The following is a 13,081-nucleotide window of genomic DNA, read 5'->3' on the forward strand; positions in this document are numbered from 1 at the left end:
CGCGCTGGCGGCGCTGACCCTTGGCGTGGCCGCGACGCCGGGTGATGCTCCGCCGACGTTCGAACAACTGCGCTGGACCGCACCCGGGTCGGAATTGGCGTTGCTGTCGGCGCAGCCGGCATCGTGCCTCGCGAGCAGCGATCCGCTTGTCCGAAGCGGCCGGGCGCTGTTCGGGGTCCCGACCCTGCTCGGCGGCCAGGCGGCCAAGGCTGGGCTGAGCTGTGCAAGCTGCCATATCAACGGCCGGGACAACCCGCATTTCCTGCTGTCGGGGGTTTCCAGCGCGCCGGGGACAGCCGATGTTTCCAACAGCTTCTTCAGTGCGGCGCGCGGCAATGCGCGCTTCGATCCGGTCGTGATTCCCGATCTCGCGATGCCGGGAAAAATATCGCGCGATGTGCGGGAAAAGGCGCTGGAGCCCTTTCTGCGTACCCTGATCGTCGAGGAATTCGGTGGCGCCGAACCGAGCGCATCGATGCTGGATGCGCTCGCGACCTATGTGCGCGCCATCCGGCGCTGCAATCCGGACGCGCCGGTTGCGCGGACCCTGAGCGACCAACTCCGCGGGATCGACGATGGCATGGTGGGAAGCGCGACGATGCTGGAACGCGGCGATGCCGCCGGCGTGCGTCTGTCGATCGCCGCGATCCGCCATCAGCTTGGCCTGATTTCCGAACGCTACCCCGGTGCGGGTTTCGTGGGTGAGCGGGCGGGGCTGTTGTCGGCGTCGCGGGCCTTGCAGGCGATCGAGGAAGGCGGCGTGGACGGGAACAGCGATATCGGGCCCGCACTTCGGCGCTGGAAGGGTGATTTCGACAGGCGGCTGGTGCCACGACTGCAGCGCGTCGAGGGGCGTTCGCTATACCGGGAAGATCGATTGGCGCGCGCGCTTCGCTAGGGTCGGGCGCTCTCGGCAATCATGTTGCGCTGCAGCGACCATTCTGTTAGGGGCGCGGCGTTTCGCGGCGCTCCGGGTGCTGCCCCCTTCCATCAAGGCTTAAATCCGCATGTCTCTGCGCAATATCGCCATCATCGCGCACGTCGATCATGGCAAGACCACTCTCGTGGATCAGCTCTTTCGCCAGTCGGGCACCTTCCGCGACAACCAGCGCGTCGAAGAGCGCGCGATGGATTCGAACGACCTCGAAAAGGAACGCGGGATCACCATTCTCGCCAAGTGCACCTCGGTCGAATGGGGCGAAGGCGCCGACCAGACGCGGATCAACATCGTCGACACCCCGGGCCACGCCGACTTTGGCGGCGAGGTCGAACGCATCCTCTCGATGGTCGACGGTGTCATCCTGCTCGTCGACGCCGCCGAAGGCCCGATGCCGCAGACCAAGTTCGTGACCGGCAAGGCGCTTGCGCTGGGGCTGAAGCCGATCGTCGTCGTCAACAAGATCGACCGCAGCGACGCGCGCGCTGCCGAAGTGCTCGACGAAGTGTTCGAACTCTTCCTCGCGCTCGAAGCCAATGATGAACAGCTCGATTTCCCGATCCTCTACGCTTCGGGCCGTGGCGGCTATGCTTCGGAAAGCCCCGAAGCGCGCGAAGGCACGCTGGAACCGCTGTTCAAGACGATCGTGTCGCACGTCCCGACCCCGGGCCTCGACGAAGATGCGCCCTTCACCTTCCTCGCGACGCTGCTTGACCGCGACAATTTCATCGGCCGCATCCTGACCGGCCGCGTCCAGTCGGGCACGGTCAAGGTCAACCAGCCGATCCACGCGCTCGACATGGACGGCAAAGTGATCGAAACCGGCCGTGCCTCGAAGCTGCTGGCGTTCCGCGGGCTCGACCGCGTGCCGGTCGAGGAAGCGAAGGCGGGCGACATCGTCGCGATCGCGGGCCTGACCAACGCGACCGTCGCGAACACGATCGCCGACACCAGCGTCAGCGAGCCGATCGCCGCGCAGCCGATCGATCCGCCGACGCTGTCGATGCGCTTTGCCGTCAACGATTCGCCGATGGCGGGCCGCGAGGGCAGCAAGGTCACGAGCCGCATGATCCGCGATCGCCTGCTCCGCGAAGCCGAAACCAATGTCGCGATCCGCATCACCGAAAGCGCCGACAAGGACAGCTTCGACGTCGCGGGCCGCGGCGAGCTTCAGCTTGGCGTCCTCATCGAGACGATGCGCCGCGAGGGCTTCGAACTCGGCATCAGCCGCCCGAAGGTGCTGTACGGCGAAGACGAAGCCGGCAAGCGCACCGAACCTTATGAAACCGTCGTCATCGACGTCGACGACGAACATTCGGGCACGGTCGTCGAGAAGATGCAGATCCGCAAGGCCGACCTCACCGACATGCGTCCGTCGGGCGGCGGCAAGACCCGCATCACCTTCTCGGGCCCCTCGCGCGGCCTGATCGGCTATCATGGCGAATTCCTGTCCGACACGCGCGGCACCGGGATCATGAACCGCCTGTTCGAGAAATATGGTCCGTACAAGGGCCAGATCGAGGGTCGCAAGAACGGCGTCCTGATCTCGAACGGCAATGGCGAAGCCGTCGCTTATGCGCTCGGCCCGCTCGAAGAGCGTGGCATCCTGTTCGTCTCGCCCGGCGAGGCGCTCTATGAGGGCATGATCATCGGCGAGAACGCCAAGCCCGACGACCTTGAGGTCAACCCGATGAAGTCGAAGCAGCTCACCAACTTCCGCTCGACGGGCAAGGACGACGCGATCCGCCTGACCCCGCCGCGCCGCATGACGCTGGAACAGGCGATCGCCTATATCGACGACGATGAAATGGTCGAAGTGACCCCGAAGAACATCCGCATCCGCAAGGCGCTGCTCGACCCGCACGAGCGCAAGAAGGCGTCGCGCAAGAAGGAAGCGGCGTAAAGATCAAAGAGGGGGCGGTCAGCAATGACCGCCCCCTTTTCTTTTCGAACAGCGTTCCCCCCGGCGGGCTTGCGCATTACAGGCGTCCGATGCTTCGCCTGACCGAACTGACCTTGCCGCTGCACCATGCGCCGGAGGATTTGCCCGCCGCGATCTGCAAGCGGTTGCGCATTACTCCGCGCGAGCTGATCCGCCACGTCGTCGCGCGCCGTGCGAACGATGCGCGCGACAAGACCAACATCAAGCTGATCTATTCGGTCGACGTGAATGTGAAGGACGAGGGCGCGGTGCTGGCGCGCTTTCGCAAGGACCGCAACGTCCAGCAGACGCCGAACACCGCGTATAAATTCATCATGCAGGCCCCGAAGGGGATCAAGCGGCCGATCGTCGTCGGTGCGGGGCCGTGCGGGCTGTTCGTCGGGCTGATCCTCGCGCAAATGGGGTTCCGCCCGATCATCCTCGACCGTGGCAAGGTGGTACGAGAGCGCACCAGGGACACATGGGATTTGTGGCGGCGCAGCGTGCTCCACCCTGAATCGAACGTTCAGTTCGGCGAGGGCGGCGCGGGCACCTTCTCCGATGGCAAGCTCTACAGCCGGATCAAGGATCCGCGGCACCTCGACCGCAAGGTGCTCACCGAATTCGTCAAGGCCGGCGCACCGCCCGAAATATTGACCGAGGCGCACCCGCATATCGGCACCTTCAGGCTGGTGACGATGGTCGAAAGCCTGCGCGAGACGATCGAGGGGCTGGGCGGTGAATATCGCTGGCAGCACAAGGTCGACGGACTCGACATCGTTACCGACGGCGCCGGCGAGCGCCGCGTGCAGGGCGTGCACCTGGCGGGCGGCGACTATATCGAGGCCGACCGCGTCGTCATGGCGATCGGGCACAGCGCGCGCGACACTTTTGCGATGCTCCTTGCGGCGGGCGTCCATGTCGAGGCGAAGCCCTTTTCGATCGGCGTACGGATCGAGCATCCGCAATCGTGGATCGATACCTCGAGGTTCGGGGCAGATGCGGGCAATCCCATCCTGGGCGCAGCCGAATATCATATCTCGCACCACTGCAAGAACGGGCGTACGGTCTATAGTTTCTGCATGTGCCCCGGCGGCACCGTCGTCGCCGCGACGTCCGAGGAAGGGCGCGTCGCCACGAACGGCATGAGCCAATATTCGCGCAACGAGCGCAACGCCAATTCGGGCTTCGTCGTCGCGATCGACCCCGCGCGCGATTATCCCGGCGATCCGCTCGCGGGCATCGCCTTTCAGCGGCACTGGGAATCGCTCGCCTTTGTCGCCGGCGGTTCGAACTACAGGGCGCCCGCGCAGCGCGTCGGCGATTTTCTGAAGGGGCGTCCGTCGACCGAGCTCGGCAGCGTCATTCCCTCCTATCGCCCCGGCGTCACCCCGACCGACCTGTCGCAGTGCCTGCCCGATTTCGCGGTCGAGGCGATGCGCGAGGCGATCCCGGTTTTCGGGCGCCAGATCGCGGGATATGACCATCCCGATGTCGTGATGACGGGGGTCGAGACGCGCACCTCGTCCCCGGTGCGCTTTACCCGCGGCGAGGATTTTCAGAGCCTGAACACCGCCGGATTGTTCCCCGCCGGCGAAGGCGCGGGCTATGCTGGTGGCATCTTGTCGGCGGCAGTTGACGGTATCAAGGTCGCCGAGGCGGTCGCACGGAGTTTGGTGCCGTGACGCTGATCCTGTTCAACAAGCCCTGGGGCGTGCTCAGCCAGTTCACAGACAAGAGCATGACGGGAGGCGCCGACGGCCCGCGTGCTACGCTGTCCGACTATATCGACGTGCCCGGCGTCTATCCGGCGGGCCGGCTCGATCGCGACAGCGAGGGGTTGCTGATCCTGACCGACGATGGCGCGCTGCAGGCGCGCATCGCGTCGCCGAAGCACAAGACGCCGAAGACGTATCTGGCGCAGGTCGAGGGCGAACCCGATGCCGCTGCGCTGGAGGCCCTGCGTCGCGGCGTCATGCTGAAAGACGGGCCGACGCGCCCGGCAGCCGTCCGCCGCATTGACCCGCCGCTGCTTTGGGACCGCGACCCGCCGGTACGCTACCGCAAGAGCGTCCCCGACAGCTGGATCGAGCTGACGATCACCGAAGGCCGTAACCGTCAGGTCCGCCGCATGACCGCGGCGGTCGGCTTCCCCACGTTGCGGCTGGTCCGCTGGCGGATCGGGGGGTGGGAAATCGGCGACCTTGCGCCGGGAGAATGGCGCCGCGTCGGGTGATCGCGGTCGGTGGAGACGGTGTCCGACCCGCGCCGACCACACAGGAATCTGCCTCATCATCGTCCCACGACACGCGGGTGCCGGAGCACCGGCATGGACCATTTCGGGTATGCGCGTGGCCCGATAATGATGATTTATGGCCCGATCTATGGAGAAAGGTGTGAGGTAATTATTGCAAATCGTTCTCATTTGCGTTAGCGGCGAGAGCCTGAAACTACGCAAAAAAGGGAATTTCATGCGCCGTTTTTCGAGGTTTGGCGTCGGCCATATCGCTCTTCTTGCCAGCACGGCCCTGATGCCCGCCGCGGTGCATGCACAGGATGCTCCCGCCCCGCAGGAACAGGACGACGTTGGCGTCGAGACGGTTCGCCAGGACGATGGCGCGATCATCGTCACCGCCCGCCGCTTCGTGCCGTCGGGTGCGATTACCGCGAGCAAGACCACCGCGCCGCTGATCGAGACGCCGCAGTCGGTGTCCGTGATTTCGCGCGACCAGATCGATCTTCTGAACTTCGTCGATGTGCAGCAGGCCGTGCGCTATACTGCGGGTGTCGTCGGCGAAAATTACGGGCCCGATCTCCGCTTCGATTTCATCACCCTCCGCGGCTTCATCCCCGACCAGTATATCGACGGGCTGAAGGCGCCGGTCAGCGCGACGATCGCCAATGTCGGCGTCGATCTGTACGGCTTCGAAGCGGTCGATGTGCTGAAGGGGCCGGCCGGCGTGCTGTATGGCACGACCCCGCCGGGCGGGATCTACAACCTGACCAGTCGCCGCCCCTCGACGCAGACGGGCGGCGAGTTCCAGATCAAATATGGCACAGACGATTTCAAGCAGGCGGCGGGAACGATCACCGGCGAGCTTGCCAACGGGCTGAGCGCGCGCCTGACGGGCCTGTACCGCGATCGCGACAGCCAGACCGATTTCGTGACCGCGCGACGCGCCTATGTCGCCCCGGCGGTCGCTTACGAGATTGGCCCCGATACCAAGATTACCGCCCTCGGCTATTATCAGTGGGATCGCGTCGAAGGCGATACCAACGGATTCCTGCCGGCGCTGGGCGTGCTGTATCCGAACCCCGTCGGCAAGGTCCGTCGCGGCACCAACCTTGGCGAGCCCGATTATAATTTCTATCGGCGCGAGCAATGGGGCGCAGGCTATGAATTCACGCACCGCTTTTCCCCGTCGCTGCGCTTTACGCAGAATGTGCGGTGGGGCGAGTATCACGAGTATCAGCAGATCATCTATGGCACCTTCCTGAACGCCGACAATCGCACGGTGTCGCGCGCCAATTACCCATACAAGGACGATGTCGCGAACTTCACCGCCGACAGCCGCTTCGATGGCAGTTTCGCGACGGGCGCGATCGAACACCGTCTTCTCGTCGGCCTCGATTATCGCAATTACCGCGAGGCGTCGGCGTTCGCGTTCGATTTCAACGTGCCGTCGATCGACCTGTTCAATCCGGTCTACAGCGCGACGCCGATCGCGGTGCCTGCGCTGACGACCACCTTCACCGATCAGCGGCTGAAGCAGACCGGGGTCTATCTGCAAGATCAGGCCAAGATCGGTAATTTCATCCTGACGCTGTCGGGTCGGCAGGACTGGGTGAACCTGACCAATTATGTGCCCGCAACGCCGGTCGAGACCAAGCAGGACAAGTTCACCTGGCGCGTCGGTGCGACCTATGTGACCGACGCGGGCATCGCGCCTTATGTCAGCTATGCGACATCGTTCCTGCCTGTGGTCGGTGCGACCTTCACCGGCGATGCCTTTTCGCCCAGTTCGGGCGAACAGATCGAGGCCGGCGTGAAATATGACGCGCGCCTGCTGGACGATGTGAAACTGTTCGCGACGGCGGCGGTGTTCCGGATCGAGCAGACGAATGTCGTGACCGACGATCCCGACCAGATCAACCATCCGGGGGGCAAGGTTCAGGCCGGCGAAGTCGTTTCGAAGGGATTGGAACTGGAGGTCGTCACCCGAATTCGCGAGCAGCTTTCGATCAACGCCTCCTACAGCTATATCGACGCGAAGATCACCAAGAGCAATTTCGCGCTCGAGGACAATGCGCGCCTGTCGGCGCAGCCCCGCCATAAGGCGTCGCTGTTCGTCGACTATACCAAGGCGACCGGTTCGCTCGCCGGGGCCGGCGGCGGCTTCGGCATTCGACACCTGAGCAGCAGCCCGGGCAATGTTCCGTCGGTCTTCGTCCCGCTCGTTTACACCAGTCCGGCGGCGACGCTGTTCGACGCGACGCTGCATTATGACCTTCCGGGCTGGCGGATCGCGATCAACGGCAGCAATATCTTCGACAAGCGCTATGCGGGTCGTTGCACCAGCGCGATGGGCTGTTTCTTCGCGGAAGGGCGCCAGATCGTCGGTACGCTGACCAAGCGTTTCTGAGCCGGCGCCGGCAAGACCGCCTGTGACAGGGGCCGCGGAGTAAATGCTCCGCGGCCCTTTTCGTCTCCCGATGTCCCAACCTCTAGGCGCGCCGGTTCCGCATCGCCCAGCCGACCACAAGAACGGGTATCGCAAGCGCCGCCCATGCCGCAACGTCGCGAAGGCCGTCGCCGGTCAGCGCGACGACGAGCCCGACGATACTGACAAGCGCGAGGGCGACGGGCAGCGCGAAGATGGCGCGGAGACTGCCGGGTTTCGTCATTCGGCGGGCGCCAGGTCGCCGCCGCTCTCGACCTCGCGGACAAGCGCGTCGGTGCCCGAGCGGCGCTTGCCGAGCCAGAGATAGAGGCCCGAGCCGAGGATGATCATGGTGAACAGCGTCAGGATCGCCCACAGCATCTTGAGCGGCAGTCCGCCATAGTCGCCGAAGTGGAGCGGCTGCGAAAGCGCGAGCGCCTTGGTGTACCAGGGCATCGGCCGCGCGTCGGTGAACGCCCCCGTTTCGGCATCGATCAGCGCCGATGTCAGCAACCGCTCGGTCAGCGGCGTGTTGCCCTGAAAGAAGACGGCATAATGGTGCTTGCTGGAAAAGCCGCCGCCCGGGAAGGCGATGAACTGGGGATTGTTGCCGGGGATCGCCTTGCGTGCGGCCGCCATCGCGCGGTCGATCGAACCATAGCGGTCGGGCGTGACTGCGCCCTGTCCGGCATAAGCCTTCGTCATTTCGGCCAACTCGGTGGCTTGCCAATATTGGAATATCGGGGTCGCGAGCGCGTTGATCACCCCGGTGGCGCCGACCACGGTCATCCACGCCAGTGCGACGATGCCGAGCAGGTTGTGATAGTCGAGCCACTTCAGCCGGGCGCTGCGTGACACGCGCAAGGTCCCGAAATCGAGTTTGCGCATGAAGGGGGCGTACAGCACGACGCCCGAAGCGATCGCGATCACGAAGAACAGCCCCATCAGCCCGAGAAAGAGCATGCCGGGCAGGCCGAGGAACATGTCGGTGTGGAGCTGGAGAAGGAAATGCATCACGCCGCCCTCGTCGGCGGCGCTGATCATATTTCCGGTGGAGCGGTCGAAAATCAGCAGCGTCATGTCCTCGGCCGGGGAGTCGGGCCGCGGCGCGGTGGTGATCGTCATCGACGGCTGATCATTGTCGAACGCCATGAAGACCGGCACTTCGCCGGGCCGGGCGGCAAGCGCTTTGGCGAGCATCTCGTCGAGCGGCCTGAGACCTGGCGCCTCGCCCGAAGATCCTGTGCCCGGCAGTCCGAACTGTAGCTGGCCCTCGGAAATCTCGTCGATCTCGTGATGAAAGATTAGCGGCAGGCCGGTGACGCACAGCATCAACAGAAAGGCGGTGCAGACGATGCTCGTCCATTTGTGGATCAGAAACCATGCGCGGATGGTCGAGCGTTGCATCAGGGGAACCCAGCGATGTTGCGAGTGACCATCGACGAATGCCTATGGGCGCGTCGGTGGTTTGACAACCCGCTTCGCATGGAGGATCGCGCTCATGCGGATCGCCTGTCTGTCATCCGGGTCATCGGTAGCGGCGAAGAACGCGGTTAACGGTCTTTTCATGCGCGCGGCGTACCGCTGATTGCGGAGGGGCCGCTCGCACTGGGGATTTGGAATGCACAAGACGCGCGAATTGGAGCGGTTGCGCGCCGAACATGCGGCGCTTGCGACGCTGTCGCGATTCCTGATGGAGATGGTCGCGGAGGCAGCGCCCCCGCGTGCAACCGAACTGGCCGCGGTGCGCGGGATGCTCCGCGAAACGCTGGTCCGCCATCTGAAATGCGAGGACTGGGCACTGTATCCTCGCCTGCGCGGGACAGGCGATCTCGATATCAACCGGCTGGCGAAGGGCTTCGTCGATGAAATGGGCCAGCTGGCGGGCGATTTCGAGGCATATGACGCGCGCTGGACCGCCGACTCCATTGAGCGCCGCTGGGGCTGTTTCTGTGCGGAAACGACGATCATCGTCGATGCCTTGGAAACGCGGATCGAACGCGAGGATCGCGACCTGTATCCCGTTGCCGAACGCATGGCGACGATCGAAGCCGAGCGTGCCGAATGGCGGCGGGCGCGGCGTGCCGTCTAGGGTCAGGACCTTAGCCCTGACTTGCCCCCTGGGCGCCGACCCTAACGGTCGCGGTTGGTGACCAGCGTGAAGGGCGCCCAGCTAGCCGGATGGGCCCAATGGGGCTTCCAGCCGTCGACCACGCTGCCGTCCGGATGCTTGCCGGTGCGGACCGCTTCCATCGCCGCCGCGAGCGCGCGCGCAGGCGTAGCGCCATCATTGGACAAGGTTTCGACGATCAGCGCCGCGGTGGCGTCGTCGGCGACGCGCCAGTGGCTGGCGAGCAGATTGCCCGACCCGGCGTAGAGGAAGCTGCGCGCGAGGCTGGACAGCGATTCGCCGCTTGCGCCCGCCTCGACCCCCGGCGTTGCCGTGTTGCAGGCCGACAGGACGACCCATTTGGCGCTGAGCGACAGCGCCGCGGCTTCGCTGGCGGTCAGAAGGCCGTCGTCCTCGGCGCTTGCGGTGCCGGGGGGTGTCAGCACGAGGCCCGGTTCCGATCCGATCCCCATTTCATGGGGCAGCAGGCCATGCGTTGCGAAGACGACGGTGACCGCGCGCGGCAGGTCGGTGTCGGCCTTGAGCGCCGTCTCGGTCGCCTCGGCGCCGAGCCGCGCGCCGCGGCCTTTGCCGATCGTTGCCGAAAGCCTGGTGAGTTCCATCGCGGTCCCCGGAAGCGGGGCGAGGCGGCGAAGCTTGTCGACCGATGCCATCGTCTTGTCGCCGTTCGCTTCGGTGAAGCCCGACCCGCGAACCCCGACGCCGCCGCGTCGCCGAAGCCCACCCCCGCGGTCGTCGCTTCCCGCGCCGGTCGGGCCGCTGCCCAGCAGCACTGGGGCGCCATAGGCGACAAGCGGCGGCCGCGTGGCGGCATCGGCGGGCGCCTCGCGCTGCGCCAGCGCCAGTGCGCTGACCGACGGCAGCGTGATGAAGCGGTAGCGCTTGCCGAGCCATTCGGTCGCCTCGAGGTCTGCGACGGCGCCGCTTTCGGCATCGCCCTTCGGCGCTTTCGCGACGAGCGCGGCAAGGGGCAGCCCGGCGATCGGACCGCTGACGACATTATAGACCCGCCCCTGTTGCGGGAGGGCCGCCGCCACCGGCGCGATCAACTGTTGGTACAGGCGATAGGCGGCCGCGCGGTCGTAGCGTGGATAGCGTTCGTCGATCACGCTTTTGGTGCCGCGGTTTTCGGCGGCGAGCAGGTCGTTATAGTCGGCGAGCGAGCAACTGTTTTCATCGATCCGGCACTTCAACCGCGCGACGTCGGCGGCGATGGGTGCGGCGCCGTTGTCGACGCGGTGCCAGAGCGCCTTTTTCTTCGAGATCGCGAAGGCATAATGATGTCCCTCCGACGGCAGCAGCATCAGCACCGCCTCGTCGGGTGCGAGCAGGGCCTGCACCGCTGCGACATCGATCGATTTTGGGGCCACGAGCGTCGCATAGTCGGGAAACTCGGCGGCGATGCGCGCGTCGAGCGGGGCGAGCCCGGCGGCTGCGTCGTCGAGCTGTCGGCGCAGTGTCGCGGCGCGCGCTTCGTCGCTGCCCAGCGATTGCTCGCGGTAGCGCTGACTGAGCGACACCACCGCCTGTGCAGCATCCTGCCGCTGGCGGACGAGTGCGCCGAGCGGGCCGCTGCCCGCGATGTCGCGCGCCGCCGCCTCGTTGATCGCATCGCCTGCGTCGGTCAGGGTAAGGTCCTGTGCGGCAAGGAAGGCGGGCCGTATGGTATCGGCCTTTTCGGCGCTGCGCGCCGCCCAACCCGAAGCCATAACCATGTCGAACGCGCCCGATAGCGGGTTGCGGCGCGTCCCTTTCGCGACCGCCTTGGCAAGCGCGACGACCACGGGATTGGCGCTGCCGCCGTTGAACCCGGCATCGCGTTTGGCGCGCAGGCGGTCGGCCGCCTCGACCGCTGCGGCGAGGCCGTCGCTTTCCCTGCCCTTGACCTGCGCGCGCGCGCGGGCGAGCGTGGTGAGCAGGATGATCGTATCGTCGGTCCGACCACTCCAGGGGCCGGATTCGGCGGCGCGCTGCAACGGCAGCGCTTCCTCGAAATAGGGCAGGGCTTCGCTCGCCTTGCCCTGCCCGAGCAGGGCCAGCGCATAATTATAGCGCGATTTCTGGGTGCTGATATCGTCGCGCCCATTCAGCTTTTCGCTGGCGACCGCAGCGAGGCGGCCAGGTTCTTCCGCTGCCGCGAAGCGGCCGGCGATATTGCGGTAATAGCTGATCTGGTTGTTCGCGAACTGCGTGTGGCGCACATGCCCATCGACCATCGCAAGAGTCTCGGCGAACCGCCGGTCGGCCTCTTCGTCGCGGCGGGCGAGCGTCAGCGCCTCGGCATAGGTGAGTTGCAGCTCCCAATAGTCCTGCTCCACGCCGGCCGCGTCGAGTTCGGCATAGGTGTCGTCGAGCGCGCGGAGAAATTCATCCTGCCGCCCTTCCGCCAGCAGCGGCAGGCCGGTGATCTGGATCGAGCTGCGCGCGCTGCTGGCCCAACTGCTCGACAGCAGCCCGAGCTGGGCGGCGCGGCGGTGAACGAGCCGGGCGTGCGCGAGCTGATCGTCATAGGGTAACCCGGCCGTCATCCAGTCGAGAAACATCAGTTCGCCCTTGTGATCACCCGCTTCGCGGAAGCGGTTGGCGTGGCTCCGGATCCGGTCGACGACCCGGCGATAGTCGGCACCGCCCTGTTCGCGTTTGTCACCGCTCATGAAGATCCACAGCGTGGTGTCGGCGTCGAACCGCGTGCGCCGCGACAGCCGGTCGTGGTATTTCGCGACGATATCGACCAGTTCGATCCCGACCTCGACCGTTTGCGGACCCCATACTGCCTGATAGCGATCGAGCACCGCGTTGACGGCGCGGTTCGCCTCATCGTCGCATTCGCCCTTCGCGTTTTCGGCGCAGGCCAGTGGTTCGGCAGCTCTGGCGTAAAGCTGGGCGGGGACGGCTAGCGGCAAGGCGGCCAGAACGGCAAGGGCACGGCGTATCGTCATCAAAGACTGTCCTGCGATACGCGACCCGCAGGCCTTATCGGCGGCGCGGCGACCGAGCGCAAGGGCGCGATACGATCCCCGAGCCGGTCCGTCGATCGCACGCTTTCCTGCATGGATGGACGACCCGGCGCTTGATTTGCGGCGCGTGCTCGCCTAGCGGCAGCGGCAGAAAACGGAGATTCCAGATGACCGACACGCCCCCCGACCATTTGTCGACCAACCCGCGTTCGCCCCATTTCGACATGGAGGTGCTGCAGCGCGGAATCGGTATTCGCTTCAAGGGCCAGGAGCGGACCGACGTCGAGGAATATTCGATTTCGGAAGGCTGGATCCGCGTCGCTGCGGGCAAGTCGAAGGACCGGTTCGGCCAGCCGATGACGATCAAGTTATCGGGTGAGGTCGTGGCCTGGTTCGAAGATATCGCGGCAGAAGGCGGCGCAGAAGACGGAGCGGGCGACGAAGCCTGACGCCCATCGCCCCTCCCGCTGGCGG

Annotated in this window: 10 protein-coding genes; 7 read left to right on the forward strand and 3 right to left on the reverse strand. The window is 65.6% G+C overall.

Annotation, left to right across the window (positions count from 1 at the left end; translation table 11 throughout):
- The first annotated feature begins 25 nt into the window (after positions 1 to 25).
- The 5 genes from JNM03_RS01645 to JNM03_RS01665 all read left to right on the forward strand — a co-directional run bounded on the left by JNM03_RS01645 (position 26) and on the right by JNM03_RS01665 (position 7,501).
- Positions 26 to 898 (forward strand): hypothetical protein, encoded by an 873-nt coding sequence (locus tag JNM03_RS01645; RefSeq protein WP_294033923.1) that lies wholly within the window; start codon positions 26 to 28, stop codon positions 896 to 898.
- Positions 899 to 1,007: 109 nt separating this feature from the next.
- On the forward strand, positions 1,008 to 2,840 hold the full coding sequence (gene typA, locus JNM03_RS01650) for a translational GTPase TypA (protein ID WP_294033924.1): 1,833 nt from the start codon (positions 1,008 to 1,010) through the stop codon (positions 2,838 to 2,840).
- A gap of 89 nt (positions 2,841 to 2,929) precedes the next feature.
- The gene (locus tag JNM03_RS01655; RefSeq protein WP_294033926.1) at positions 2,930 to 4,543 is read left to right on the forward strand and encodes an NAD(P)/FAD-dependent oxidoreductase; all 1,614 of its coding nucleotides are present in this window, start codon (positions 2,930 to 2,932) and stop codon (positions 4,541 to 4,543) included.
- Positions 4,540 to 5,094 carry a pseudouridine synthase gene (locus JNM03_RS01660; protein ID WP_294033928.1) on the forward strand — a complete coding sequence of 185 codons (555 nt, stop codon included), beginning with the start codon at positions 4,540 to 4,542 and terminating at the stop codon, positions 5,092 to 5,094. Before JNM03_RS01655 ends, JNM03_RS01660 begins: the two co-directional genes overlap by 4 nt.
- Before the next feature lie 235 nt (positions 5,095 to 5,329).
- The gene (locus JNM03_RS01665; protein WP_294033930.1) at positions 5,330 to 7,501 is read left to right on the forward strand and encodes a TonB-dependent siderophore receptor; all 2,172 of its coding nucleotides are present in this window, start codon (positions 5,330 to 5,332) and stop codon (positions 7,499 to 7,501) included.
- 82 nt (positions 7,502 to 7,583) lie between these two features.
- Here the strand turns inward: JNM03_RS01665 and JNM03_RS01670 are convergent, their stop codons facing one another.
- Both JNM03_RS01670 and JNM03_RS01675 read right to left on the reverse strand, forming a co-directional pair.
- The gene (locus JNM03_RS01670) at positions 7,584 to 7,763 is read right to left on the reverse strand and encodes a hypothetical protein (protein ID WP_294033931.1); all 180 of its coding nucleotides are present in this window, start codon (positions 7,761 to 7,763) and stop codon (positions 7,584 to 7,586) included.
- On the reverse strand, positions 7,760 to 8,926 hold the full coding sequence (locus JNM03_RS01675) for a PepSY domain-containing protein (protein WP_294033932.1): 1,167 nt from the start codon (positions 8,924 to 8,926) through the stop codon (positions 7,760 to 7,762). The genes JNM03_RS01670 and JNM03_RS01675 overlap by 4 nt, the downstream gene beginning before the upstream one ends.
- A 214-nt stretch (positions 8,927 to 9,140) precedes the next feature.
- Between JNM03_RS01675 and JNM03_RS01680 the strand changes: the two genes are divergently transcribed.
- Complete coding sequence (locus tag JNM03_RS01680; RefSeq protein WP_294033933.1) at positions 9,141 to 9,611, forward strand: hemerythrin domain-containing protein; 471 nt, start codon at positions 9,141 to 9,143, stop codon at positions 9,609 to 9,611.
- Positions 9,612 to 9,652: 41 nt separating this feature from the next.
- On the opposite strand, the gene JNM03_RS01685 is transcribed toward JNM03_RS01680, so the two are convergent.
- Positions 9,653 to 12,589, reverse strand: coding sequence for a CHAT domain-containing protein (locus tag JNM03_RS01685; protein ID WP_294033934.1), 2,937 nt, complete (start codon positions 12,587 to 12,589; stop codon positions 9,653 to 9,655).
- Positions 12,590 to 12,774: 185 nt separating this feature from the next.
- On the opposite strand from JNM03_RS01685, the gene JNM03_RS01690 reads away from it, so the two are divergent.
- Positions 12,775 to 13,056 (forward strand): DUF3297 family protein, encoded by a 282-nt coding sequence (locus tag JNM03_RS01690; protein WP_294033935.1) that lies wholly within the window; start codon positions 12,775 to 12,777, stop codon positions 13,054 to 13,056.
- Positions 13,057 to 13,081 lie beyond the last annotated feature (25 nt).

The sequence above is a fragment of the Sphingopyxis sp. genome (genome assembly GCF_016793825.1).
In the GTDB taxonomy this organism is placed as follows: Bacteria; Pseudomonadota; Alphaproteobacteria; order Sphingomonadales; family Sphingomonadaceae; genus Sphingopyxis.

Bases quoted from the DNA above. Each gene is read 5' to 3' on its own strand.
- typA (WP_294033924.1), top strand. From the start codon at position 1,008: ATGTCTCTGCGCAATATCGCCATCATCGCGCACGTCGATCATGGCAAG.
- JNM03_RS01655 (WP_294033926.1), top strand. From the start codon at position 2,930: ATGCTTCGCCTGACCGAACTGACCTTGCCGCTGCACCATGCGCCGGAG.
- JNM03_RS01665 (WP_294033930.1), top strand. From the start codon at position 5,330: ATGCGCCGTTTTTCGAGGTTTGGCGTCGGCCATATCGCTCTTCTTGCC.
- JNM03_RS01670 (WP_294033931.1), bottom strand. From the start codon at position 7,763: ATGACGAAACCCGGCAGTCTCCGCGCCATCTTCGCGCTGCCCGTCGCC.
- JNM03_RS01675 (WP_294033932.1), bottom strand. From the start codon at position 8,926: ATGCAACGCTCGACCATCCGCGCATGGTTTCTGATCCACAAATGGACG.
- JNM03_RS01680 (WP_294033933.1), top strand. From the start codon at position 9,141: ATGCACAAGACGCGCGAATTGGAGCGGTTGCGCGCCGAACATGCGGCG.
- JNM03_RS01685 (WP_294033934.1), bottom strand. From the start codon at position 12,589: ATGACGATACGCCGTGCCCTTGCCGTTCTGGCCGCCTTGCCGCTAGCC.
- JNM03_RS01690 (WP_294033935.1), top strand. From the start codon at position 12,775: ATGACCGACACGCCCCCCGACCATTTGTCGACCAACCCGCGTTCGCCC.